Below are 25,209 nucleotides of genomic sequence, written 5' to 3'. Positions count from 1 at the left end.
GAGAGGATCTCTATGCCCTTGCGCCTTGCGCTGCTCCTGCTGGTTACCGGTCTTGCGGCCGGTTGTGTTTCATCGGGCCATGACAGCCCTTTGCAAACCGGCAAGGGCCGTGAAGAGGCGCGAGCGGCCTATGTTCAGTTGGGCCTGGGTTACCTGCGCCAAGGCATGAGCGAGCAAGCCAAGGTGCCGTTGAGAAAGGCCATTGAGCTGGACCGCGACGATGCCGACGCCAATGCTGCACTGGCCTTGGTGTTCCAGGCCCAGGCCGAGCCTGAACTGGCCGACCAGTATTTCAACAAGGCCCTGGCCTCCCGTCCTGCCGACCCACGGCTGCTGAACAACTACGGCAGCTTTCTGTTCGAGCAGAAACGCTATGACCAGGCTTCTCGTTATTTCCAGCAAGCCAGCGCCGACACCCTCTATCCTGAGCGCTCGCGCGTTTTCGAGAACCTGGGAGTGACCTCCAAGCGCCTCGGCCTGCGCGACAGCGCGCGCCAGCAGTTGGAAAAAGCCCTGCACCTGAACAGTCGCCAGCCACGAGCCTTGCTCGAAATGGCTGAGTTGTCCTACGAAGACAGGCATTATGTGCCGGCACGTGACTATTACGAGCGTTTTAGCCTGCTCAGCGGGCAAAATGCACGTAGTCTATTGCTCGGCGTGCGCCTGGCGACGGTTCATGAAGAACGCGACACGGCCGCACGTTTTGGCCAGCAACTCGAACGACTCTATCCCGGTACCCCGGAATATCAGCAATACCTGTCGGAGCAATGATGAAAGCGGCGCACCCGGAAGTTGTAGCAGCTAATCGCGTAAACCCAGGCGAGACCTTGCGTCAGGCCCGCGAAAGCAATGGTTGGTCGCTGGCAGAAGTGGCCCTCAAGCTCAATTTGACCACCACGTCCCTGGGCAACCTGGAAGCCGGCGCGTTCGACAAGCTGCCTGGGCATACCTTTGCCCGCGGCTATATCCGCGCCTACGCCAAATTGCTGGGCATCGACCAGGCCGTCCTGGTCCAGGAGTTCGACCAGTTCACCGGTACCGACTCCCAGGGCAGCAATGTCCATGGCCTGGGTCGCATCGAAGAGCCGGTGCGGGTTTCCCACACGATCTTGCGTATTGTCAGCCTGTTACTGTTGATCGCCGTCATCGGCGGTGGCTTCCTCTGGTGGCAGGACCAGACTTCCCAGCGCGGCAAGGACCTGGCCAGTAACAGCATGGAGCACGTCGAAGTCGAGAGCGCCGACGGCACCACCCAGATTCACCCGCTCGACGAGCCGGAAGACCAGGCTGTTGTCGAAGGGCAGGCTGCGCCCCAGGTGCCGCCCGCCACCGAGCAACCGATACCGGATGCAGGCACTGCAACCGCCGTAGTACCTGCTCCGGCTACACCGGCCGTTCCAAGTACCCCGGCCGTACCTGCTCATACTCCGGTAGCGCCTGCTGCCCAGGCCCATGCGCCGGCTGTTCCCGCCCAGGCTCCTGCGACTACCGCCCCAGCTGCCCCGGCGGCGCCAGCGATTTCGCCGCCCACCACACCTGCGTTGATCGCGGGTGACGGGCACGTACAAATCACCTTTGTTGCTGATTGCTGGACGCAGCTCACCGATGGCAATGGCAAAGTGCTGTTCAGCGGTCTGAAGCGTAAGGGCGACACGCTCGACCAGGGCGGCAAACCACCTTTGACGCTGCGTCTGGGCTTTGCCCGTGGCGCGCAAGTGGCCTACAACGGCCAGCCTGTGGACGTGGCGCCGTTCACCAGTGGCGAGACCGCTCGCCTGAAGTTGGGACAATAGTCATGCACGGCGAATCTCCAATCAAACGTCGCGTATCGCGCAAGATCTGGGTCGGCTCGGTGCCGGTGGGTGGCGATGCCCCCATCGCAGTACAAAGCATGACCAACAGCGACACCAATGATGTCGCAGCTACCGTCGCCCAGATCAATCGTCTGGAAGCGGCTGGCGTCGACATCGTGCGGGTTTCCGTGCCGGACATGGACGCTGCCGAAGCCTTTGGCCGTATCAAGCAATTGGTCAAGGTGCCGTTGGTTGCCGACATCCACTTCGACTACAGGATCGCGCTACGCGTGGCCGAACTCGGCGTCGATTGCCTGCGCATCAACCCGGGCAACATCGGTCGTGAAGACCGCGTGCGTGCCGTGGTGGATGCTGCCCGTGACCGCGGGATTCCGATCCGTATCGGCGTCAACGCCGGTTCCCTCGAAAAAGACCTGCAAAAGAAATACGGCGAACCCACTCCTGCCGCGTTGGTTGAGTCGGCACTGCGCCACGTTGAGCACCTTGAACGCCTGAATTTCCAGGACTTCAAGGTCAGCGTAAAGGCGTCCGACGTCTTCATGGCAGTAGAAGCCTATCGCCTGCTGGCCAAGGAAATCGTGCAGCCGCTGCACCTGGGGATCACCGAAGCCGGCGGTTTACGCTCAGGCACAGTGAAATCTGCGGTGGGTCTCGGTATGCTGCTCGCCGAAGGGATTGGCGATACTATCCGCATCTCCCTGGCGGCAGACCCGGTAGAGGAAGTGAAGGTCGGTTACGACATTCTCAAATCCCTGCATTTGCGTTCCCGTGGCATCAACTTCATTGCCTGCCCGAGCTGCTCACGGCAGAACTTCGACGTGGTGAAAACCATGAACGAACTGGAAGGGCGCCTCGAGGACCTGCTGGTACCGTTGGATGTTGCGGTAATCGGTTGCGTGGTCAACGGCCCGGGTGAAGCCAAGGAAGCCCATATCGGCTTGACCGGCGGCACGCCGAACCTGATCTATATCGACGGTAAGCCGTCGCAGAAGTTGACGAATGACAATCTGGTGGATGAGCTCGAAAGACTGATCCGCCAGAAAGCGGCCGAAAAGGTCGCGGCTGACGCAGCGCTGATCGCGCGCGGCTGATTGAACGAATTTAAGGATTTGATGTGAGCAAGTCTCTGCAAGCCATACGTGGCATGAACGACATCCTGCCGGAGCAGACGCCGCTGTGGCGCTATTTCGAAGGCACTGTCGCGCGCCTGCTGGATAACTACGGTTACAAGCAGATCCGCATGCCGATCGTCGAATTCACCGAGCTGTTCAAGCGCTCTATCGGTGAAGTGACCGACATCGTCGAAAAAGAGATGTACACCTTCGAAGACCGCAATGGCGACTCCCTGACCCTGCGTCCGGAAGGGACCGCCGCCTGCGTGCGCGCCGTGCTTGAGCATGGCCTTACCGGCGGTGGCCAGCCGCAGAAACTGTGGTACATCGGCCCGATGTTCCGTCACGAGCGCCCACAGAAAGGCCGCTATCGCCAGTTCCACCAGATCGGCCTGGAGGTGTTCAACCTCGACGGTCCGGACATCGACGCCGAGCTGATCGTGCTGACCTGGCGCCTATGGGGCCTGCTGGGTATCCGCGACGCGGTCAAGCTTGAGCTCAACAGCCTGGGCACCAGCGAATCTCGCGGCCGCTACCGGGTTGCCTTGGTCGAGTACCTGTCCGCCCACCTGGACAAACTTGACGAAGACAGCCAGCGCCGCCTGAAGACCAATCCGCTGCGCGTCCTCGATACCAAGAATGCCGACACGCAAGCCGTACTGGTCGACGCGCCAAAAATGGCCGACTACCTGGACGACGAGTCCCGTACGCACTTCGAGGGCCTCAAGGCTCGCCTGGACGCGGTGGGTATCCCCTACGTGATCAACCCGAAACTCGTACGCGGCCTCGATTACTACAGCAAGACCGTATTCGAGTGGGTCACTGATAAGCTCGGCGCCCAGGGCACCGTGTGCGCCGGTGGCCGTTACGACGGCCTGGTCGAGCAGATGGGCGGCAAGCCGACCACTGGCGTGGGGTTTGCCATGGGCATCGAGCGCCTGATCCTGTTGCTCGAAACCCTGGAACAGGTCCCGGAAGAAATCTCCCGTCAGGTGGACGTGTACCTGTGCGCCTTCGGCGAGGCCGCCGAACTGGCTGCCCTGGCCCTGAGCGAAAAAGTGCGCGACCAGCTGCCGAACCTGCGCCTGCAGGTCAATGCCGGCGCGGGCAGCTTCAAGAGCCAGTTCAAGAAGGCTGACAAGAGCGGTGCGCTGTATGCACTGATCCTCGGCGATGACGAATTGGCCCAGCAAGTGATAGGTTTCAAACCCCTGCGTGGCCAGGGTGAGCAACAGAACATTGCCTTCGATGCGCTCGCCGCGCACTTGGCCACCTGCGTCGTGCAGGGTTGAAGCTGTCGAACAGCCGAATTTAGCGATTAAGGAGTATTGGGGTGTCGAGTACTGATGATGAGCAGTTGGCCGAGTTCAAGGACTGGTGGCAGCGTAACGGCAAGCCCCTGGTTACCGGTGGCCTGCTGGCTTTAGTGGTGGTGTTCGGCTGGCAAGCCTGGCACAAGTATCAGGCCAACCAATCCCAAGGCGCCTCGATCCTCTATCAGCAATTGCTGGAAACCACCCTTACGCCGGACGGCAAGCCCGATCCTGCACAGGTGGCTGACCTGGCAAGCAAGCTGAAGAACGAATTTGGCGGCAGTACCTACGCCCAATACGGCAGCCTGTTCGTCGCGAAAGTCGCGGTCGATACCGGCAAGCTGGACGATGCAGCCGCTGAACTGAAGGCCGTCGCCGACAAGCCGACCAACCCGACCCTGGGTGAAATCGCACGTCAGCGCCTGGCCCAGGTATTGGCGGCACAGAACAAGGCCGACGAAGCACTCAAACTGCTCGACGGCGATGCTGACAAGGCATTTGTAGCCACTCGCGAAGAGCTCAAGGGGGACCTGTTGGTCCAATTGGGTCGTACCGACGAAGCCAATGCTGCGTACCAAAAAGCCAAGGCGGCGCTGTCTGATGAAGCGGCGGTCGGTGGCTTACAAATCAAGCTCGACGACTTGGCCAAAGGGGATGCGTGACGTGATCCGTTGGAAACATGCAGCATTGCTGGCTCTGGCCGTTCTGGCCGCGGGTTGCAGCAGCAACAGTAAAAAAGAACTGCCTCCGGCCGAGCTGACCAGCTTCAAGGAAGAAGTCGTCCTGCAAAAGCAATGGAGCCGCTCCATCGGTGACGGCCAGGGCGAAACCTACAACATGTTGGTACCGGCAATCGACGGTGACAACATTGTGGCGGCTGACGTGACCGGCGTGGTGATCTCCATGGATCGCATGAACGGCGACGTGAAATGGAAGAAAGACCTGGAACTGCCTGTGTCCGGCGCCGTAGGCGTGGGTTACGGCCTGGTGATGCTCGGCACGCTCAAGGGCGAAGTCGTGGCGCTGGACTCCAGCACCGGTGAAGAGAAATGGCGCGCTCGCGTGACCAGTGAAGTCCTCGCACCGCCTGCTACCAACGGCGATATCGTCGTGGTGCAAACCCAGGACGACCGTGTGATCGGCCTCGACGCCAGCACCGGCGCACAGCGCTGGTTGTATGACAGCACCCCTGCGGTGTTGACCCTACGCGGTACCAGTGGTCCGGTTGTGACCAACAATCTGGCCGTTGCAGGCCTGTCGACCGGTAAAGTGGTCGCCCTGGACACCCAGAATGGCGTACCTGCGTGGGAAACCCGCGTGGCTATCCCGCAAGGTCGTTCCGAGCTGGATCGCGTCGTGGACATCGACGGCGGCTTGCTGCTGTCGGGTGAAACCATCTACGTCGCCACTTACCAGGGCCGCGTTGCCGCGCTGGACCTTCAGAGCGGTCGCATCAACTGGCAGCGTGATGCTTCCAGCTACGCGGGTGTCGCCCAAGGGTTTGGCAGCGTCTACGTAAGCCTGGCGTCCGGTACTGTTGAAAGTGTCGACGAGCGTTCCACCACTGCGCTGTGGAGCAATGACTCCCTGGCTCGCCGTCAACTGTCGGCACCGGAAGTGTTCTCCAGCTATGTAGCGGTAGGCGATTTCGAAGGTTACCTGCACCTGCTGAGCCAGGTGGACGGTCGCTTTGTAGGTCGTGAGCGTATCGACAGCGATGGCCTGCGTGCCCGTCCGCTGGTCGTGGGTAACATGCTTTATGTGTTTGGCAACAGCGGCAAGCTGGAAGCCCTGACCATCAAGTAAAGGTTTGACTATGCTTGGGGTTACCCCCAGGCGGCCCTGCTTCATTGCTTACTGTAGGAGCGAGCTTGCTCGCGAAGGACGTCAACGCTGACGCGGTTTTTCCGGATAAACGCGGCGTCCTCAGGTTTTTCGCGAGCAAGCTCGCTCCTACAGGAATCGGTGTCGGGCAGGGTATGTGGCATTTCAAATGCCGCCCCGAGCACCAGCCGCTGCCTTGCAGCGGCTTTTGTATTTTCTGAAATAACGAAGTGGAGAGCCGCATGGTTCCCGTAATCGCCCTGGTGGGCCGACCTAACGTCGGCAAGTCCACCTTGTTCAACCGCCTGACCAGGACTCGCGACGCCATCGTCGGCGACTTGTCTGGTCTGACCCGTGATCGCCAATACGGTGAGGCAAAGTGGCAAGGGCGCTCCTACATTATTGTCGACACCGGTGGTATCTCCGGTGACGAGCATGGCATGGACGAAAAGATGGCCGAGCAGTCGCTGCTGGCCATTGAAGAAGCCGATGTGGTGCTGTTCCTGGTGGATGCCCGTGCGGGCTACACCGCTGCCGACCAGATGATTGGCGAGCACCTGCGCAAGCGCAACAAGCGTTCCTACGTGGTCGCCAACAAGATCGACAACATCGATCCTGAAATGGCTCGCGCCGAATTCAGCCCAATGGGCCTGGGCGACGCGATCCCGATCGCGGGTGCCCACGGTCGCGGTATCACCCAGATGCTGGAAATCGCCCTGCGCGATTTTCCTAAGGATGACGCCGAGGAAGAAGAGGGCGAAGAAGAGATCGTCGCCGAAGGTGAGGAAGCCAAGCGCATTCCTGGCCCGAGTGAAAAAGACGGTATCAAGATCGCCATCATCGGCCGCCCGAACGTCGGCAAGTCGACCCTGGTCAACCGCATGCTCGGTGAAGACCGGGTTATCGTCTACGACCAGCCCGGTACCACCCGCGACAGTATCTACATCCCGTTCGAGCGTAATGACGAGAAGTACACCCTGATCGACACCGCGGGTGTGCGCAAGCGCGGCAAGATCCACGAGGAAGTCGAAAAGTTCTCGGTGGTGAAGACCCTGCAGGCGATCAAAGACGCCAACGTGGTGATCTTCGTGATGGATGCCCGCGAAGGCGTGGTGGATCACGATCTCAACCTGCTGGGCTTCGCCCTGGAAGCCGGTCGGGCACTGGTGATCGCGATCAACAAGTGGGACGGCATGACGCCGAGCGAGCGCGATTTCGTCAAGATCGAGCTGCAACGTCGGCTGTTCTTCGTGGAGTTCGCCGATATCCACTTTATCTCGGCCCTGCACGGCACAGGCGTGGGTAACCTCTACGCCTCGGTACAGAACTCGTTCAAGTCCGCGGTCACCCGTTGGCCAACCAACCGCCTGACCCAGATCCTGGAAGATGCTGTTGGCGAGCACGCGCCGCCGATGGTCAACAACCGCCGGATCAAATTGCGTTACGCCCACTTGGGTGGTGCCAACCCGCCGATTATCGTGATCCACGGTAACCAGATCGAGAAGGTGCCGAAGTCCTACGTGCGTTACCTGGAAAACACCTACCGCCGTGTCTTGAAGCTGGTCGGTACGCCGATCCGCATCGAGTTCAAGGGTGGCGAGAACCCATACGAAGGCAACAAGAACACACTGACCGACCGTCAGGTGAACAAGAAGCGTCGTTTGATGACTCACCACAAGAAGGCCGACAAGAAGCGCCGCGACAAGCGCTGATTTCGTCGTCGAAAAAAGGGCTCTCGACGAGCCCTTTTTTGTGCGCGCAGGTTTGAGCCTTGACCCCATGAGGCTGGCAGCTTAAAACTTGAGGCTCACCTGCAGGGGCCTCCGATGATCAACAGCAAGCTGCCAAATGTCGGCACGACCATTTTCACCACCATGTCGCAACTCGCTGCCGAAACTGGCGCGCTCAACCTGTCCCAGGGCTTTCCCGATTTCAATGGCCCCCAGGCTTTGCTCGATGCCGTGGGCAAACACGTTGCCAGTGGCCACAACCAATACGCACCCATGACCGGCCTGCCGGGCCTGCGTCAGCAAGTGGCGGCCAAAATCGCCCGCAGTTATGGCGCCACGGTCAACGCCGACAGTGAAGTGACCATCACCCCAGGCGCCACGGCGGCCATCTTCTGCGCGATCCAGGCCGTGATTCGCAGCGGCGACGAAGTCATCGTGTTCGACCCGTGCTACGACAGCTATGAACCTTCGGTCGAGCTGGCCGGTGGTCGCTGCGTGCATGTGCAACTGAACCTGAAAGACTTCACCCTCGACTTTGAAAAGATCCAGGCTGCGCTGTCGCCCCGCACGCGCATGATCATCCTTAACACACCGCACAACCCCACTGGCGCGCTGATCAGCCGTGCCGAGCTGGACCTGTTGGCGGCACTGATCCGCGACCGCGATATCTACCTGGTCAGCGATGAGGTCTACGAGCACCTGGTGTTCGATGGCGTGCCCCACATCAGTGTGCTGGCCCACGAAGAGCTGTACTCGCGTGCTTTCGTGGTCAGCTCCTTTGGCAAGACCTACCACGTCACCGGCTGGAAAACCGGCTATGTGGTCGCCCCCCCGGCCCTGACGGCCGAACTGCGCAAGGTGCATCAATACGTCAATTTTTGTGGCGTCACCCCGTTGCAATACGCGCTGGCCGACTTCATGGCTGAACACCCGGAGCACGTCGACGAACTGCCAGCGTTCTACCAGGCCAAGCGCGATCTGTTCTGCGACCTGCTGGCAGCGTCCCGATTCAGCTTTACCCGCGTCACCGGTACCTACTTCCAGCTGGTGGATTACTCCCGTATTCGTCCTGACCTGGATGACGTCGCCATGTCCCTGTGGATGACCCGCGAACACGGCGTGGCAACCATCCCTGTCTCGGTGTTCTACCAGAACCCACCCCAAGGCCAGCGCCTGGTGCGCCTGTGCTTTGCCAAACGCGAGGAGACGCTGCGGCAAGCAGCCGAAAAACTATGCGTGATCTGACTGTATTACCGAACCTGAATATCGCCCTGGTCCAGACCACCCTGGCCTGGCACGACCGCCAGGCGAACCTTGAGCATTTTGATCTGCTGCTGGAACAGGCACGGGGCGCCGACCTGATAGTGCTGCCGGAGATGTTCACCACCGGTTTCTCCATGGACTCACAAACCCTCGCCGAGCCGGAAAACGGCCCCACCCATCACTGGATGCAGGCCCAGGCGGCAAAATACAGCGCGGTGATCACTGGCAGCGTGATCATCCAGGCCGCCGATGGCAGCCACCGCAACCGCCTGTTATGGGCGCGGCCGGATGGCGAGGTGTTGCACTACGACAAGCGCCACTTGTTCCGCATGGCCGGCGAACACCATCACTACACGCCCGGCGAGCGCCAGGTGCAGTTCGAGCTGAAGGGGTGGCGGGTTCGCCCGTTGATTTGCTACGACCTGCGCTTCCCTGTGTGGAGCCGCGATGCCCAGGACACCGACCTGTTGCTGTACACCGCCAACTGGCCGGGAGCGCGGCGTCTGCACTGGAACCGGTTGTTACCGGCGCGGGCGATCGAGAACCTGTGTTACGTGGCGGCGGTGAATCGGGTGGGTACGGATGGAAAGGGTTTCGCTTATACCGGCGACAGCCAGGTGCTGGACTTCCAGGGTGAGACCTTGCTGAGCGCAGGGGAGGCGGACGGGGTGTTCCAGGTGTGCCTCGATGCAGCTGAACTGGCGGCTTACCGCACGCGGTTTCCGGCGAACCTGGATGCCGATACCTTTGAGTTGGTCTGATAGACCGTTATCGGGGGCAAGCCCCCTCCCACATTTTGAATGTATTCACAAATCAAAGTGTGGGAGGGGGCTTGCCCCCGATGAGTCCCTGACAGGCCACCCCAATCTGAAACTCAATAAAAAGGCCCCTGGATTCTCACCCAGGGGCCTTCTGCATTACGGCGCTACGGTTTACGCCGCTTTCGCTTCCAGCTGGCTCAACGAGCGGTTCAGCGCGCTGAACACGGCCTTGAAGCTGGCGGTGGTGATGTTTTCATCAATGCCCACGCCATGCACTGGACGCTCACCGTTCACGCGCAATTCAATGTAGGCTGCTGCCTTGGCATTGGTGCCTGCACCGATCGCGTGTTCGTTGTAGTCCATGATCTCCACCTTGATCGGCAGGGCGGCGACCAGTGCTTCCAGGGTGCCGTAGCCCTTGCCCTGCCAACGCAGATTGGTTTCGCCCTGGCCTTTGCCCGAGACTTCCACTTCCACGGTGCTGTTGCCGTTCTCTTCCTGCAGGCGATGGCTGACCAGCGCATACGGGGTGTTGGCTTGCAGGTATTCGCGCTGCAGCAAGGCGTAGATCTGCGGTGCGGTCATTTCCAGGCCCACGCGGTCGGTTTCGGCCTGTACCACCTGGCTGAATTCGATCTGCATGCGACGTGGTAGGCTGATGTCGTATTCCTGCTCCAGCAGGTAGGCGATGCCGCCTTTGCCCGACTGGCTGTTCACCCGGATCACTGCCTCGTAGCTGCGGCCGATGTCGGCCGGGTCGATCGGCAGGTACGGCACTTCCCACAATGCGTCGGGTTTCTGCTGGGCGAAGCCCTTGCGGATTGCATCCTGGTGAGAGCCGGAGAACGCGGTATGCACCAGGTCGCCCACATACGGGTGACGTGGGTGGACCTGGATCTGGTTGCACTCTTCGACGACTTTGCGCACGCCGTCGATGTCGGAGAAGTCCAGCTCAGGATTGACGCCCTGGGTGTACAGGTTCAGTGCCACGGTGACCAGGTCGACGTTACCGGTACGTTCGCCGTTGCCAAACAGGCAGCCTTCGACTCGGTCGGCGCCGGCCATCAGGCCCAGCTCGGTGGCGGCGACGCCGGTACCACGGTCGTTGTGGGTGTGCAGGCTGATGATCACGCTGTCACGACGGTTGATATGGCGACCGAACCACTCGATCTGGTCGGCATAGATGTTCGGCGTGGCGCATTCCACAGTGGCTGGCAGGTTGAGGATCATCTTGTGCTCGGGCGTTGGGTTCCACACCTCGATCACGGCATCGCAGACTTCCTTGGCGAACTCCAGCTCAGTGGCGCTGAAGGTCTCCGGGGAGTATTCGAAGGTCCACTGGGTTTCCGGCTGCTGCGCGGCGTATTTGACGAACAGCTTGGCTGCGTTGACGGCGATGGCCTTGATGCCGTCCTTGTCCTGGTTGAACACGATGCGGCGGAACGACGGCGACGTGGCGTTGTACAGGTGCACGATGGCTTTCTTGGCGCCGCGCAGGGATTCGAAGGTGCGTGCGATCAAGTCTTCACGGCCCTGGGTCAGCACCTGGATGGTGGTGTCCTCGGGGATGTGGTTGTCTTCGATCAGGGTGCGCACGAAGTCGAAGTCGGTTTGCGATGCGGCCGGGAACGAGGCTTCGATTTCCTTCACGCCGACAGCGACCAGGGTCTTCCAGAAGCGCAGCTTCTTCACCGCGTCCATCGGTTCGATCAGCGACTGGTTGCCATCGCGCAGGTCGGAACTGCACCAGATCGGCGCGGTGGTGATGGTTTTCGATGGCCAGGTGCGGTCCGGAATATCGATGGTCGGAAACGCGCGGTACTTCGAAGACGGGTCTTTGAGCATGCTCATCGGGAAATCCTTTGTTGTAGGGGCCGAGAAAAGGCGGCCTGCCGTAGAACTGTTTTTGGGGATAAAGCTAAAAGACGAGGCAGATCGATTCAGCCTGGCAGTCGTGCGCTGACGAGGCACAGGCTGCGGTGCTGGCGGAGCTGAATGAGGGTGTGAGAGGTTTTCATAAGCCCAACCCTAACCTCAGGGGTGAAAGATGGCAAGCAGTCGATAAAAATTGAGAGAAGTTCTTCTATTGGCGCGTGAAACGAGATTTTATGGTTGGAATCTGTCCTTGGCCTATTTTTAATTGCGCGCCGATTATCGGGCGCGCAATTGAGCCATTCAGGGCTGGAAGGCGCCGATAAAGATCGCCGGATCGACCCTGGCATCGTTGAGGCTGACATTCCAATGCATATGCGGCCCGGTCGCACGGCCCGTCGAGCCCACCTTGCCCACCACTGCGCCGCGTAGCAGTTGCTGGCCCACCTTCACGTCGATCTTCGACATATGGCAGAACATGCTGATAAAGCCCTGGCCGTGGTCGACGAACACGGTGTTGCCGTTGAAGAAGTAGTTGCCGACCAGAATCACCTTGCCGTTCGCCGGAGTCTTGATTGGCGTGCCGGCCGGTACGGCAAAGTCCAGGCCGGAATGGGGATTGCGCTCTTCACCATTGAAGAAACGGCGCACCCCGAATTTACTCGACAGCGGGCCGTTCACCGGTTTGTCCAGCACCAGGTTGCTCGGCAGGGTCGGGCTGAAACTGCGGTAGGCCTTGAGTTGCACGGCGAGTTCGGCTTCGATGCGCTTGAGCTGCACCGGGTCGGGGTTGACCTGGCTTTTGTTCTTCAAGGTAATGCGCTGTTCCGGGTATTGCTTGTAGCCGACGATAAACGGCAGGTTGCGCCCGCCACTGCTGATGCGTTCATTGCCCGGCTTGACCGTCAGCGGAATGCCGACAATCGCCAGCCAGTTGTCCTGCTCCTTCACGACCAGTACCGGTTTGCCCTGGTACGTGGCTTTCGGCACGGTGGCTGAAGGGCCGAGCTCGACCACGGCAACCCCGCCCGGCACCGGTTTGTTCAGGGTTCGGGTGATATAGCTGTCGGCTTGGGCGTTAACGGTGAGGCACAGCAGCATCAACAGGCTAAATAGACGTGGCATCGATCAATCCAGAAGCGAAAGGGTAACGGGCGTCAGGTGGTTGTCTTCCACCCGCACTTGCAATTGGCCTTCACCGAGGCGTGCGGTCAGGCGCTGGCCTGTTTGGGTTTGTGCCGCGTTGCGGATGGCCTGGCCGCGCTCGTCCAGCAGGATGCTGTAGCCACGGCCCAGGGTCGCCAGGGGGCTGACCACATGCAGCGTCTGCACCTGGCTTTGCAGTTGCAGGCGGCGCGCCTTGAGCCCCTCGCGCATGGCGCGGGGCAGGCGTTCGGCGAGGCTGTCCAGGCGCTGGCGCAGCAGGGCCAATTGGCGGCCAGGGTGTTGGCCGGCGAGACGGGTTTCCAGGCGGATCAAACGTTCGCGACGGGTATTGAGGCTGCGTTCGAAGGCGCGGCGCAGGCGCATGTCCAGGTCATCCAGGCGCTGTGCCTGCTGGCGTAGACGCTCGCCGGGGTGGCGCAGGCGACGGGCCATGCCTTCCAGGCGCAGGCGGTCGTGGGTCAGCCGGTTGCGCATCAGCATCACCAGGCGACGATGCAGGCTTTCGACCTGGCGGACCAGGTTGCTGGCGTCAGGCGCGAGCAGTTCGGCTGCGGCGGAAGGCGTGGGCGCGCGGACGTCAGCCACGAAGTCACTGATGGAGACGTCGGTCTCGTGGCCGACGGCGCTGACGATCGGCGTCACGCAGGCATCAACCGCCCGCGCCACGGCCTCTTCGTTGAAGCACCAGAGGTCTTCCAGCGAACCACCCCCACGGGCCAGGATCAGCGCGTCGAAGCCGCGCGCGTCAGCCAGCTTCAATGCCCGCACAATTTGCGGGATGGCTTCACGGCCCTGCACGGCCGTGGGGATCAGCGTCAATTGCACCTGCGGTGCACGGCGGCGGAACACGCTGATGATGTCGCGGATCACCGCGCCGGTGGGCGAGCTGATAATGCCGATGCGCCGTGGATGGGCCGGCAGCGGCACCTTGCGCTCGGCACTGAACAGGCCCTCGGCGCTGAGTTTCTCCTTCAAGGCATCGAAGGCCAGGCGCAGCGCGCCGTCACCCGCCGGCTCCACCGTGTCGAGGATCAGCTGGTAATCGCCACGGCCCTCGAACAACGAGACCTTGCCGCGCACCTTGACCGCCAAGCCGTCTTTCAACGCCTGGCGCACCCGTGCGGCATTGTTGCGAAACAATGCGCAACGCACCTGGGCGCCGCTGTCCTTGAGGGTGAAATACACATGGCCGGAGGCCGGACGGGCGAGGTTGGAGATTTCGCCTTCGACCCAGATATTGGTGAACACGTCTTCCAGCAACACCCGCGCGCGGCCGTTGAGTTGGCTGACAGTCAGGACTTCGCGGTCCAGGCCCAGACGGGCAAAGGGATCTTTAATCATGGGCGGCAGTTTATAGGCATTCGTGCAAGGTTTGACAGAATTGCTCCACCAGCGCGCTCGGCGCCTGGGGGCAGGCCAGCGCCACGGTACTCAGGCAGTCCGGGTCGGCCAGGGGTAAAAAGTGCAGACTGGCCGGGGCGATGTCTTGCATGGACTCTGGTAGCAGGGCAATCCCGAAGCCGGCCTGGATCAACTGCAACTGCGTGGTTTTGCGCGACATCACCCGCGCGGCCTTGGGGAAAAATCCGGCGCGCATGCACAGCTCGGCGGACAGATAACTCAGGCCGCCGCGCTGGGGGTGGGGGATCGAGATAAACGCCTCATCCTTGAGCTGGGCCAGGTCGACGGCCTCGTCATTGCGCGCCAATGGGTGATTCGGCGGTACCGCCAGGAGCAATCGCTCGGTATATAAAGGCACGACGCGCACCCCTTCACGTTGGCGCAACACCGGCAAGCGCAATAGGCCGACGTCCAGGCGACCGTCGGCGATGTCCTCCAGCTGCGCTTCGGAGGACAGTTTGGCGATATCCATCGACACGCCAGGGCAGCGTTCCAGCCAGGTGCTGATGCCTTGCAACAGCGCACCGTTCATCGGCACGGTGCTCGAATGGCTCAGGCGCAGGGTGCCGAGCTGGCCGTTACCGACCTGGGTCGCCAGGTTACTGGCCTTGTGCAGTTCGCCCAGCAGGTTGCGTGCCCGTGGGTAAAAGGCTTCGCCTGCGGCCGTCAGCTTGGGCTGGCGCGCAGTGCGTTCGAACAGTGGGGTTTGCAGCTGGGTTTCCAGTGCCTTGATCTGCCTGCTCAGGGCCGATTGCGCGATGAACAGGCGCTCGGCGGCGGCGCTGAAGCTGCCGCTGTCGGCGATCTCGACGAAGTAGCGCAGTTGGCGAGTGGAAATCACATGTCATGCCTTTTCGAGATGGGTGAGTGGCTTTGAAGATATTAGTCGCAACCCTCGCGGATGGCTAAAGTGATAGCCATCTCTTTCAAGGAATAACCCATGGGCCCGATTGAGCTGATGAGTCAGTGGTCGTTTGGCGGCGTTGATTGGCTGGTGATTGGCCTGGGTACTGCGGTGGCCTATATCGTGTTTGGCATTGCCGGCTTCGGCACGGCACTGGTGGCGGGGCCGATCCTGATTGTGTTTATGCCACTGTCGAAGATCATTCCGTTGCTGGTGCTACTGGATTTTGTCGCGGCGTTCGGCAACCTCCTGCAATCGCGACGGGAGGTGAACAAACCGGAGTTATTGCGACTGCTGCCGTGCATGGCGATTGGCTGCACCCTGGGCGTGGTGTTTCTGCTCAACCTGCATTCCGATCTGTTGTTGCTGTTGATGGGGCTGTTTATCAGCGCCTACGCGATCTACAGCCTGGCGGTGAAAGCCCGGCCGGCGCAGCTGGCGGCGGGGTGGTCGATACCCATGGGCACGGTCGGCGGTCTGTTTGGCGCGCTGTTCGGCAGTGGCGGCTTTTTATATGCGATCTACCTGAACAGTCGTTTACCCAAGGACGCGGCCCGTGCCACTCAGAGTGCGCTGATCAGTTGCAGCACGGTGGTGCGCCTGAGCCTGTTCCTGATTGCTGGGGTGTACGCCGACTTGCCGCTGTTGATGTTGGCGTTGTGCCTGCTGCCGGCGATGGTCCTGGGGCTGTGGTGCGGGCGTCGGCTGACGATGCGTATGTCGCGCGAGGCGTTTGTGCGGTTGGTGACCTGGCTGGTGCTGGCCAGTGGGATTGCTTTGATCGGACGGTACTTGAGCACTTGACCTGATTTCTTCAGGGATTAAGCTGCCGTCCTCCCGGGCGTCATCGCGGGCAAGCCCGGCTCCCACAGTTGATTGCATTCCAATGTGGGAGCCGGGCTTGCCCGCGATGAGGCCAGAAGCCACACCGCAGGACTCTCATGAACTCCCAAAGCATCCTTGTCCCGAAAATCTCCACCTTGCCGGTCCACGAACCGCGCGCACGGGCGATCGTGCGCTGGCTGGTGCGCAAGAACATCGTCAAGGAAGAGCTGACCACTTGCGGGCGCACCGGCAACCGCATGGCCTATGCCTTGGCCGACGGCGCCCGCGCGGTGGTGTTGCATCCCGAGGCGCTGCCGTTCAACGAGCCGGTCAATGGGTTGGAAATCATCTATAAGCGCTGCATCTATACCCCCGCCAAGGGGTTTCTCGAAGAGGCCGGCTGCCCGGAATGCCTCAAGGAAGTCGGCGAGGCGCTCTTCGAAAGCCTGGAAGACTGGATGCCTGGCCACACCGACAACTTCACCTGTCCGTTGTGTGGGCATGAAGATGACATCAATGGCTTTTTATTCCTCCAGGAATGTGGGTTTTCCAACCTCGGGTTCATCTTCAACAACTGGGCGGAGGCGGGGTTCAAGCAGAGCTTTATCGATGAGTTCGCCGACTGGTTGGATCAGAAGATGAGTTGGGTCAAAGTCGAGTTGTAGCCCTTCTATCACTATTCCCAAATATGTCAGAGTTTTACATTGAGACCTGGGGGGTGTCTGAGTATAATGGCGCGCTTCCATTTTCCCGCTCGGGAGCCCCCGCGATGCTGCGTATCAGCCAAGAAGCTCTGACATTCGACGACATTCTCCTAGTGCCCGGTTATTCCGAGGTACTTCCTAACGAAGTCAGTCTCAAGACCCGCCTAACCCGTGGCATCGAGCTGAATATTCCCCTGGTTTCCGCTGCCATGGACACCGTCACCGAAGCCCGTCTGGCCATTGCCATGGCTCAGGAAGGCGGCATCGGCATCATCCACAAGAACATGACCATCGAGCAGCAAGCTGCCGAAGTGCGCAAGGTCAAGCGTTACGAAGCCGGTGTGGTGAAAGATCCAATCACCATCGAAGCCGACGCCACCGTGCGCGACCTGTTCGAACTGACCCGCCTGCACAACATCTCCGGCGTTCCGGTGCTGCATGATGGCGACCTGGTCGGCATCGTCACCTCCCGTGACGTGCGTTTCGAGAACCGTCTTGAAGTCACCGTCCGCGAAGTGATGACGCCCAAAGAGCGCCTGGTCACGGTCAAGGAAGGCGCCGACAAGAACGATGTGCGCGAACTGCTGCACAAGCACCGCATCGAGCGCGTGCTGATTGTCGACGACAAATTCGCCCTCAAAGGCATGATGACCGTCAACGACATCGAAAAAGCCAAGGCTTACCCGCTGGCCAGCAAGGACGACCAAGGTCGCCTGCGCGTTGGCGCTGCGGTCGGTACCGGTAAAGACACCGGCGACCGTGTAGCGGCCCTGGTTGCGGCCGGTGTTGACGTGGTGGTGGTCGACACTGCCCACGGTCACTCCAAAGGCGTGATCGACCGCGTTCGTTGGGTCAAGCAGAACTTCCCTGAAGTGCAGGTGATCGGCGGCAACATCGCCACCGGCGCTGCCGCCAAGGCCCTGGCCGAAGCGGGCGCGGATGCCGTCAAGGTCGGTATCGGCCCTGGTTCGATCTGCACCACGCGTATCGTCGCCGGTGTGGGCGTGCCGCAAATCAGCGCCATCGCCAACGTCGCTGCAGCCCTTGAAGGTACTGGCGTTCCATTGATCGCCGACGGCGGCATCCGTTTCTCCGGTGACCTGTCCAAGGCCATCGTTGCCGGTGCTTCTTGCGTGATGATGGGCTCGATGTTCGCCGGTACCGAAGAAGCGCCAGGTGAGATCGAACTGTTCCAGGGCCGTTCGTACAAGGCTTACCGTGGCATGGGTTCGCTGGGCGCCATGTCCCAGGCGCAAGGTTCTTCCGATCGTTACTTCCAGGATTCCTCGGCAGGCGCCGAGAAGCTTGTACCGGAAGGCATCGAAGGCCGTGTTCCCTACAAGGGCACCCTGAGCGCCATCATCCATCAACTGATGGGCGGCCTGCGCTCCTCGATGGGCTACACCGGTAGCGCCAACATCGAAGAAATGCGCACCAAGCCTGAGTTCGTGCGGATCACCGGTGCCGGCATGGCCGAATCCCACGTCCACGACGTGCAGATCACCAAGGAAGCGCCAAACTACCGCGTAGGTTGATGCTTCCAGCAAATAGTTAAGTAACCGGGGCTGTCTTATTCAGCCCCGAGTTGTTTCTGATTCATTAGACGAGACTGATCTCATGGCCCTCGACATTCACGCCCACCGTATCCTGATCCTCGATTTCGGTTCCCAGTACACCCAACTGATCGCCCGCCGCGTGCGTGAAATCGGTGTGTACTGTGAGCTGCATCCGTTCGACATGGATGACGAAGCGATTCGCGAATTCGCACCGAAAGGCGTCATCCTCGCCGGTGGCCCCGAGTCCGTGCACGAAGCCAACAGCCCGCGCTGCCCACAAGCCGTATTCGACCTGGGCGTGCCCGTGTTCGGTATCTGCTATGGCATGCAGACCATGGCCGAGCAACTGGGTGGCAAGGTTGAAGGTTCCGAGTTGCGTGAGTTCGGTTACGCCCGTGTCGACGTGGTCGGCAAGAGCCGACTGCTGGACGGCATTGAAGACCACATCGACGCCGACGGCCTGTTCGGCCTCGACGTATGGATGAGCCACGGTGACAAGGTCACCAAGATGCCGCAGGACTTCCACATCCTGGCGAGCACCCCAAGTTGCCCGATCGCTGGCATGTTCAGTGACGAGCGTCGTTACTACGGCGTGCAGTTCCACCCGGAAGTGACCCACACCAAGCAAGGCGGCCGCATCCTGTCGCGCTTCATCCTCGACATCTGCGAGTGTGAAGCCCTGTGGACACCGTCGAAAATCGCTGAAGACGCCATCGCCCAGGTGCGCGCCCAGGTCGGCACCGACAACGTCCTGCTGGGCTTGTCCGGCGGCGTTGACTCTTCCGTGGTTGCCGCGTTGCTGCACAAGGCCATCGGTGACCAACTGACCTGCGTGTTTGTCGACAACGGCCTGCTGCGCCTGCACGAAGGTGAGCAAGTGATGGCCATGTTCGCTGAGAACATGGGCGTCAAGGTGATCCGCGCCAACGCTGAAGATCAATTCTTGAACAACCTGGCCGGCGAGTCCGACCCGGAGAAGAAGCGCAAGATCATCGGTCGCACCTTCATCGACGTATTCGATGCCCAGTCCAACAAACTGGACAACATCAAGTACCTCGCCCAGGGCACCATCTACCCCGACGTGATCGAATCGGCCGGCGCCAAGAGCGGCAAGGCCCACGTGATCAAGTCCCACCACAACGTGGGTGGCCTGCCTGAGGAAATGAACCTCAAGCTGGTAGAACCGCTGCGTGAACTGTTCAAGGACGAAGTCCGCCGCCTCGGCCTGGAACTGGGCCTGCCGTACGACATGGTCTACCGCCACCCATTCCCAGGCCCGGGCCTGGGCGTGCGGATCCTCGGTGAAGTGAAGAAGGAATACGCCGACCTGCTGCGTCGCGCCGACCACATCTTCATCGAAGAACTGCGCAAGGCCGACTGGTACCACAAGGTCAGCCAGGCATTCGTGGTGTTCCAGCCGGTGAAATCGGTTGGCGTGGTCGGCGACGGCCGTCGTTACGCATGGGTCGTGGCCCTGCGTGCCGTGGAAACCATCGACTTCATGACCGCCCGTTGGGCACACCTGCCGTATGAACTGCTGGAAACTGTCAGCGGCCGTATCATCAATGAGATCGAAGGCATCTCGCGCGTGACGTATGACGTGTCGAGCAAGCCGCCGGCGACGATTGAGTGGGAGTGATCCCCACGCGCTCTTGATGATGCCGTTCCCCGAAATCCCGCGCCTTGGCGCGGGATTTCAATATCCGCTCGATCACACTGTTAATCTCCGAATGTTCTTTTTATAGCGTCCGCTTCAAGTGGCAATACTTGATTGTTGCATTTGCCGGATTCTGTAGTCTCTTGCCCGCCGAACGCATCTTGCGTGATTAAGCTGACGCCGAATAAGCGTAAGTGTCCGGTCGATACTTCTTTTAATGATTATTCCGGTACTTTCCAAAGCGAATATCACCTTCCGGTAGATTCTCCACGGGCTACCAGCCGAGGCTTTGATAAAAACCACTCGCGCGGTGTGCTTCAGTGGTTTCCAGTCATATGTTCTGGTGGTGTTGAAATAGGAAAGCCTCCGCTCTATCCATCAGGCGGCGCCCCCAATCCTTGCCCCTCGAACCAGAGGGTGCCTGGACGGACCTCGGGCGGCTGACACGCTCGGCGAATAGGGAACGGCTCTGCCAGCATGCCCCTAAGACTATCTGTCTGATTCAAATGATGTTTTTAGAGAAAGCCTCTCTGAAAATAACCTGTTACGTACCGTTAATTAACCGTTACCCAACTTATCTTGGGCAGTCTGTCATGGGCAGTATCCATATAGCCCGTTGAAATAAGACTCCCGACCGGGCCTGCACGGAAAGACAGCGCGAGGCTATCCATGGCCTCAAAACAAAAACAAAAGAATAAATGGCGAGGTACTTACGATGACGATGTATGAGATCTGGGACTCAATTGTCGCGTTCTATGAACCGACACTGGAAATAATAAGTCTATGGGCCTGGGGCCTTCCTCTGTTTGTCTCAGTCCTCGCGGTGATGTTCATCATCTCGCAAAAGTGGCAGAGCCCCCTGACCCTCCGTTCTCTAACCAATGCAGCCTTTCCCAAAGAGCAATATGACAACCCCTCATCTCGCGTGGATATGTGGAACGGTATCATCCTGCTGATGCTCGGTTTTCCCCTGGTCGGCGTCTTCGCCGTCAATGGCATCGCCATTGCTGACAATGTAGGCGCTTATTTCACCGCTGAATTCGGCGTCCGGGCCCCCTTGATGACGTCAACCTGGCTGATCGTCTCCGTTCAGTTCCTGACTTATTTCCTCAGTGTCGACTTCGTGGGGTATTGGATACATCGTTGGTGCCATACCAATGCACTGATGTGGCATCTGCACAAGCCTCACCATACCGCTGAGACACTGACGCCCTGGACGCTATTCCGCCAGCACCCCATCGAGTTCTTTGGCCTCAATATTATCCCGGCGGTGGTCGGCGGGGCCTTTACGGGGGTGGTGCTTTATGCAACGGGGAGTCAAATCCACCCAGGCATGGTGGTTGCCGTCACCACAACGGCCTACATCTGCTTCTTCGTTATCGATGTGTTTTCTCACGTCCATTTGCCGATCTCCTACGGGTGGATGAACCGGATCGTTTTGGCCCCTGTCATGCACAACCTTCACCACAGTATGGAGCCCCATCACTGGGACAAGAACAACGCAGTCGTACTGACGCTCTGGGACTGGATGTTCGGAACACTCTACTTGCCCAAGAAGGGCGAGAGCTGGCGTTGGGGATGCAACGACGAAGAATATGGTGCCAACAACCCGCACAACACCCTGAGGGGGTTCTATATCGATCCTTTCAAAACCCTCTGGCGTCACTTGAAGGACGGGCAGAGCCCGAATCCGTGAGGGGGACGGAGCACTGGGCAAGTATCTAGAGCGTAAAGCACGCCAGGCAATCGCTGGCTCAATTCCGTCAAGGGAATCATCATGGCATTGAAAGACACGCTTCATTGGCGCTATGCAACCAAAAGCTACAACGGCGACAAGGTCGCGCAAGAAAAAATTGATCCGATCCTGGAAGCCATACGCCTGGCCCCCAGCAGTTCGGGCCTGCAGCCTTTCAAGGTGTTAATCATCACTAACCGCGAGTTGAAGGCGCAATTGCAGCCGATCTGCGCCAACCAACAGCAAATTTCCACAGCGTCCCACTTGTTGATTTTTGCTGCCTGGGATGAATACACACCTGAGCGGATCAATGGGTTTTTTGAATACAGCAACAAAATACGTCACCTGCCTGCCAGTGTCACCGATGATTACCGGCTATCGCTGCTCGATTCTTTCGGCAGCATGAGCAAGGAGCAGCAGTATTTCCACGCGTCCAAACAGTGCTACATCGCCTTGGGATTCGCGTTGGTAGCGGCAGCTGAACTGGGCGTAGATGCCACGCCCATGGAAGGATTCGACAACCAGGCAGTGAATGCGCTTCTGAAGCTTCCCGAACAGGGGTTGAACAGTTCCGTTCTTTTGGCCCTGGGCTACCGGGATACTGAAAGCGATTGGCTGGTGAAACTCGAAAAGGTCCGGCGCGACAAGGCGCATATGTTCGTGGAGATTGCGTAGGTCTACCCCTGAGAAATTTCCAGCGACACAGGTTGTAATCAACAGGGCAGATTAAATGTGCCTGCATGCCGGTTCAGGCGCCGTTGCCGAGACCCCATGCAGGCCATGTGCTTTTTGCGCAAAGCATTCCCGCACACCCTGATGGGAGACGTCGGCACCAGGCGAAGCGGATGCCCACGTCAGGCCACGCACGTATGGCACGGTGCCCAGCCCGTCTCGGAACGAGCAATGGCTTCGCTACGAGACGACGGGCGATATTGCCTTGCCCCATCTCAGGAACCTTTAGCCTGGCTCTTCGCTCCAGAAGGAGCTAACCGCGTGCGGTTGGCAGCCCTGTCCGGGATAGGGACAGGTTCGTAAAAGAGTCTGGCGCTCAGCTTCTATTGAGCTGCCTCGTCTGGCTTGCCAGGGCTTGGCATGGCCTTGCCACTGGGAGGCGACGCCTGCCTCGTACGCCACATCTGACCGACGTCAAGTGGGCGTGCGATCAGCAACTCTGCCGATACACTCGACGGACCAAATGTGCGCACCTCATACATCGCTTCGAAGGCGTCGCTATTCCCTAGCACGGTCTTCAAGCGACTCAGCTCGGCACTGTCCGATGCAATTTTCGCTGCTTCAATCAGTGCGGGATCCATGATGCCGGCAACGACGACGATGTGATTTCCTGCTGGTCCCGGAAAGCGAGCAAGGTACGCATAGTCACGACGCATGATTCTTTCAGTGGACGGTTCGGCCCAATCAGATTGAAATTTATCCCCGCTCGCTCGATCCACAAGGGTATCGCCGCTGGCCGACAGCGAAAACCCGGAAAGATCAAAAAACGGCTCCTGCAGATCGCCGAGCGTGTCGAGTAAACCAACATAGACAATATCGTGATCGCTCAGCATTTCATTGGTGAAACGTGATGTGGTCACATCCTTGATCAGGCTTGAATTTCCAGACCTGGTTGCGACCATGATTGGCATCACCGAAACCAGGGCTGATGCGAGCCCACTCGGCAAGTGATGGGCATTCATATCGATATACCTTTGGCCGGGCACAGGCATCTGTTGTTTGTAGTTATTCAGATCCTCGCTGGAAGCGATGGTGGAATCAGCGACCATACGAAGGATAGAACCGTCAGCGCCCTGTTCACCGAATACATAAAAATCACCGGAAACGATTAATAGCGGAGCCAGATTCTTCGTGATACCACTCCAGAGAATGCTCTCGATACGCGAATCACTGGGTGATTTCCCTGCCAACCAGAGCCAGCATATTGCGTTGAGCGTGAGGAAAAGCGCCGCGACGGCAAAATACCGCCAATCAAGGAAACGTCGGTGCACATGGCCGGAGTATTTGTCTTGCTCATCGGGAACAGCGACGACCAGACGATATTCGCCACGCGGAAGGATAAGCCGCTCGCCACGCTCATCGGCTGGCGCCGCATCGAGTTTTTTTCGCAGCCGATGAATATGCACTCGAACCGTTGCATCAGCCGCGAGATCCACGCTGGCGGGTCTACCAAACACGACTAGTGCAATCTCGATTTCTTTCGTTGCGGTCGCCGTCAGTGATCGTTCGAGGAGAAACTCGAAAAGACGAATGATCTGTTGCGATTTACCGAGCGCACCACTCTGTAAGACTCTGTGCGCGTGCGCTGTGAGCCGTGTTACCTCGTCAACTTCCTGCGACTTATCCATTTCACATCCTTACTGCGCTCGTCGCCATTGAAGACAAGGCGAGTGCTCTATGGTCGTCCTCAGGGGCGATGAGTTCGACTTAAGCATAGGCGGCAGGTCGTCCGCATCCGTATCCCAAATTGGCACGTAGCCACGAGCCTCGGGAAACGACTTGGCCGATCCAGAGGCCCTGCTGTCCATACCGATTTGTCGTCGACGGGTAATCCGCAACGGCACACCTCAGGACTTGTCAAGGATCATATCAACGGTGGGGTGGCTTGCAGCGGCCTTCCTGATAGAAATGGCACTTTTCAAGGCGTCATTCGTACTTGATCATATAACTATATGATTTTTATATATTTTATTTCATAGTTCATAATTGGAGTGGAAGTGACGCTGCGGCAGCAGGTGAGCGCTGAATAACAAAACCCCGGCCATGTCCGGGGTTTTGTGTTTCTGGTATTTGTTTACCGTCGGGCAATATCCGAAAAGTAAAACTTATCCAGCGTATGCCGCGATTCGGTGTACTCGAACTGGCGCCCATCCTGCAAAAACGTCTGGTTACTCACCACGATCACATGGCTCTGGCCGTCGAGGTCGAGGTGCGCCTGGTCGTCTTTGCTGCGGGGCAGGGCTTCGATGGTGCGTTGCGCATAGCTGATCTGCAGCTGCAGCGTCTGCTCGATGAACGCGTAGATCGACTGCTCGGCGATGTCGCGGTCCAGGCCGGGAATCAGGTCGGCGACAAAGTGGTTGATGTCGAGGATCACCCGTTTGCCGCCGATGCGCCGGACGCGCTTGATCCGCGTGATCAGGGTGCCGGGTTCGGCTTCGATGTGTTGTTGCAATGAGCCTTCCAGTGGGAACTGGGTGAACTCGACCACTTCGGTGCGTACGTCGTCGCCCAGGTCGGCGTGGGTTTCGTGGAAGCTGACGATGCCACCCAATTGGAACTCGATGGGGTTGGGCGACAACACGAAAGTGCCCTTGCCGTGGATTTTTTGCGCGAACCCACGCTCCTGCAACTGCTCGATGGCCCGACGCACGGTGCCACGGCTGGCCTGGTAGGCATCCATCAATTCGGTTTCGGAGGGAAGACGGGTGCCACGTTGCAGGCGTTCAGTGGTGATGTTGGCAAGCAGATCGGTATAGATCTGGTTGTATTTGCTCATGGGGATGGCTCTGTGCCGGGTTTGCGTTCAAGGCAGGAACCTTAGTGGCAAGGGGGGTGT

At 59.5% G+C, this 25,209-nt stretch carries 21 protein-coding genes; 15 read left to right on the top strand and 6 right to left on the bottom strand.

The features are described from left to right. The first annotated feature begins 12 nt into the window (after positions 1-12). The 9 genes from pilW to QU606_RS29690 all read left to right on the top strand — a co-directional run bounded on the left by pilW (position 13) and on the right by QU606_RS29690 (position 9,817). A complete protein-coding gene (gene pilW / locus QU606_RS29730) occupies positions 13-771 on the top strand; it encodes a type IV pilus biogenesis/stability protein PilW (protein ID WP_024077291.1) in 759 nt (252 codons plus the stop codon). Then, positions 771-1,793, top strand: coding sequence for a RodZ family helix-turn-helix domain-containing protein (locus QU606_RS29725; RefSeq protein WP_024077290.1), 1,023 nt, complete (start codon positions 771-773; stop codon positions 1,791-1,793). The genes pilW and QU606_RS29725 overlap by 1 nt, the downstream gene beginning before the upstream one ends. Positions 1,794-1,795: 2 nt before the next feature. Further along, entirely contained in the window at positions 1,796-2,905 is a 1,110-nt protein-coding gene (gene ispG / locus QU606_RS29720) for a flavodoxin-dependent (E)-4-hydroxy-3-methylbut-2-enyl-diphosphate synthase (RefSeq protein ID WP_024077289.1), read from the top strand. 23 nt (positions 2,906-2,928) lie between these two features. After that, positions 2,929-4,218: a histidine--tRNA ligase gene (gene hisS / locus QU606_RS29715; protein WP_024077288.1), complete on the top strand. Its 1,290-nt coding sequence runs from the start codon at positions 2,929-2,931 to the stop codon at positions 4,216-4,218. A 41-nt stretch (positions 4,219-4,259) separates the two neighbouring features. Continuing rightward, positions 4,260-4,901 carry a tetratricopeptide repeat protein gene (locus QU606_RS29710; RefSeq protein ID WP_024077287.1) on the top strand — a complete coding sequence of 214 codons (642 nt, stop codon included), beginning with the start codon at positions 4,260-4,262 and terminating at the stop codon, positions 4,899-4,901. Beyond that, a complete protein-coding gene (gene bamB, locus QU606_RS29705) occupies positions 4,894-6,045 on the top strand; it encodes an outer membrane protein assembly factor BamB (protein ID WP_168232512.1) in 1,152 nt (383 codons plus the stop codon). Before QU606_RS29710 ends, bamB begins: the two co-directional genes overlap by 8 nt. Positions 6,046-6,305: 260 nt before the next feature. After that, entirely contained in the window at positions 6,306-7,775 is a 1,470-nt protein-coding gene (der, locus tag QU606_RS29700; protein ID WP_041161016.1) for a ribosome biogenesis GTPase Der, read from the top strand. Between the two features lie 114 nt (positions 7,776-7,889). Continuing rightward, the gene (locus tag QU606_RS29695) at positions 7,890-9,038 is read left to right on the top strand and encodes a pyridoxal phosphate-dependent aminotransferase (RefSeq protein ID WP_024077283.1); all 1,149 of its coding nucleotides are present in this window, start codon (positions 7,890-7,892) and stop codon (positions 9,036-9,038) included. After that, complete coding sequence (locus QU606_RS29690) at positions 9,026-9,817, top strand: amidohydrolase (RefSeq protein WP_024077282.1); 792 nt, start codon at positions 9,026-9,028, stop codon at positions 9,815-9,817. The genes QU606_RS29695 and QU606_RS29690 overlap by 13 nt, the downstream gene beginning before the upstream one ends. 171 nt (positions 9,818-9,988) lie before the next feature. On the opposite strand, the gene leuA is transcribed toward QU606_RS29690, so the two are convergent. The 4 genes from leuA to QU606_RS29670 form a co-directional block, all read right to left on the bottom strand. Continuing rightward, positions 9,989-11,668 carry a 2-isopropylmalate synthase gene (leuA, locus tag QU606_RS29685; RefSeq protein ID WP_024077281.1) on the bottom strand — a complete coding sequence of 560 codons (1,680 nt, stop codon included), beginning with the start codon at positions 11,666-11,668 and terminating at the stop codon, positions 9,989-9,991. Positions 11,669-11,992: 324 nt separating this feature from the next. After that, positions 11,993-12,814 (bottom strand): M23 family metallopeptidase, encoded by an 822-nt coding sequence (locus tag QU606_RS29680; RefSeq protein ID WP_277378697.1) that lies wholly within the window; start codon positions 12,812-12,814, stop codon positions 11,993-11,995. Between the two features lie 3 nt (positions 12,815-12,817). Further along, positions 12,818-14,197, bottom strand: coding sequence for an exodeoxyribonuclease VII large subunit (gene xseA / locus QU606_RS29675; protein WP_069076966.1), 1,380 nt, complete (start codon positions 14,195-14,197; stop codon positions 12,818-12,820). A 10-nt stretch (positions 14,198-14,207) separates the two neighbouring features. Continuing rightward, positions 14,208-15,098 carry a LysR family transcriptional regulator gene (locus tag QU606_RS29670; protein WP_024077277.1) on the bottom strand — a complete coding sequence of 297 codons (891 nt, stop codon included), beginning with the start codon at positions 15,096-15,098 and terminating at the stop codon, positions 14,208-14,210. 99 nt (positions 15,099-15,197) lie between these two features. Between QU606_RS29670 and QU606_RS29665 the strand changes: the two genes are divergently transcribed. The 6 genes from QU606_RS29665 (at position 15,198) to QU606_RS29640 (ending at position 22,313) form a co-directional block, all read left to right on the top strand. Continuing rightward, positions 15,198-15,965 carry a sulfite exporter TauE/SafE family protein gene (locus tag QU606_RS29665; protein ID WP_024077276.1) on the top strand — a complete coding sequence of 256 codons (768 nt, stop codon included), beginning with the start codon at positions 15,198-15,200 and terminating at the stop codon, positions 15,963-15,965. Positions 15,966-16,102: 137 nt separating this feature from the next. Next, positions 16,103-16,651 (top strand): hypothetical protein, encoded by a 549-nt coding sequence (locus tag QU606_RS29660; RefSeq protein WP_024077275.1) that lies wholly within the window; start codon positions 16,103-16,105, stop codon positions 16,649-16,651. Positions 16,652-16,755: 104 nt separating this feature from the next. Beyond that, the gene (gene guaB / locus QU606_RS29655; RefSeq protein WP_102624577.1) at positions 16,756-18,225 is read left to right on the top strand and encodes an IMP dehydrogenase; all 1,470 of its coding nucleotides are present in this window, start codon (positions 16,756-16,758) and stop codon (positions 18,223-18,225) included. An 82-nt stretch (positions 18,226-18,307) separates the two neighbouring features. Beyond that, complete coding sequence (gene guaA, locus QU606_RS29650; protein WP_024077274.1) at positions 18,308-19,885, top strand: glutamine-hydrolyzing GMP synthase; 1,578 nt, start codon at positions 18,308-18,310, stop codon at positions 19,883-19,885. Between the two features lie 733 nt (positions 19,886-20,618). Then, positions 20,619-21,599 carry a sterol desaturase family protein gene (locus tag QU606_RS29645; protein ID WP_024077264.1) on the top strand — a complete coding sequence of 327 codons (981 nt, stop codon included), beginning with the start codon at positions 20,619-20,621 and terminating at the stop codon, positions 21,597-21,599. A gap of 81 nt (positions 21,600-21,680) precedes the next feature. Continuing rightward, positions 21,681-22,313, top strand: coding sequence for an NAD(P)H-dependent oxidoreductase (locus tag QU606_RS29640; RefSeq protein WP_102624580.1), 633 nt, complete (start codon positions 21,681-21,683; stop codon positions 22,311-22,313). Between the two features lie 380 nt (positions 22,314-22,693). Here QU606_RS29640 and QU606_RS29635 read toward each other — a convergent pair whose 3' ends face one another. Further along, positions 22,694-23,998 (bottom strand): hypothetical protein, encoded by a 1,305-nt coding sequence (locus QU606_RS29635; protein ID WP_304997902.1) that lies wholly within the window; start codon positions 23,996-23,998, stop codon positions 22,694-22,696. Positions 23,999-24,444: 446 nt separating this feature from the next. Then, positions 24,445-25,149, bottom strand: coding sequence for a trehalose operon repressor (treR, locus tag QU606_RS29630; protein WP_024077261.1), 705 nt, complete (start codon positions 25,147-25,149; stop codon positions 24,445-24,447). Positions 25,150-25,209: the final 60 nt, after the last annotated feature.

Source organism: Pseudomonas sp. OVF7 (genome assembly GCF_030644265.1).
Classification (GTDB): Bacteria; Pseudomonadota; Gammaproteobacteria; order Pseudomonadales; family Pseudomonadaceae; genus Aquipseudomonas; species Aquipseudomonas gorinensis.
Note: the sequence above shows the minus strand (reverse complement) of the source record. Positions and strands in the feature narration are given on the sequence as shown.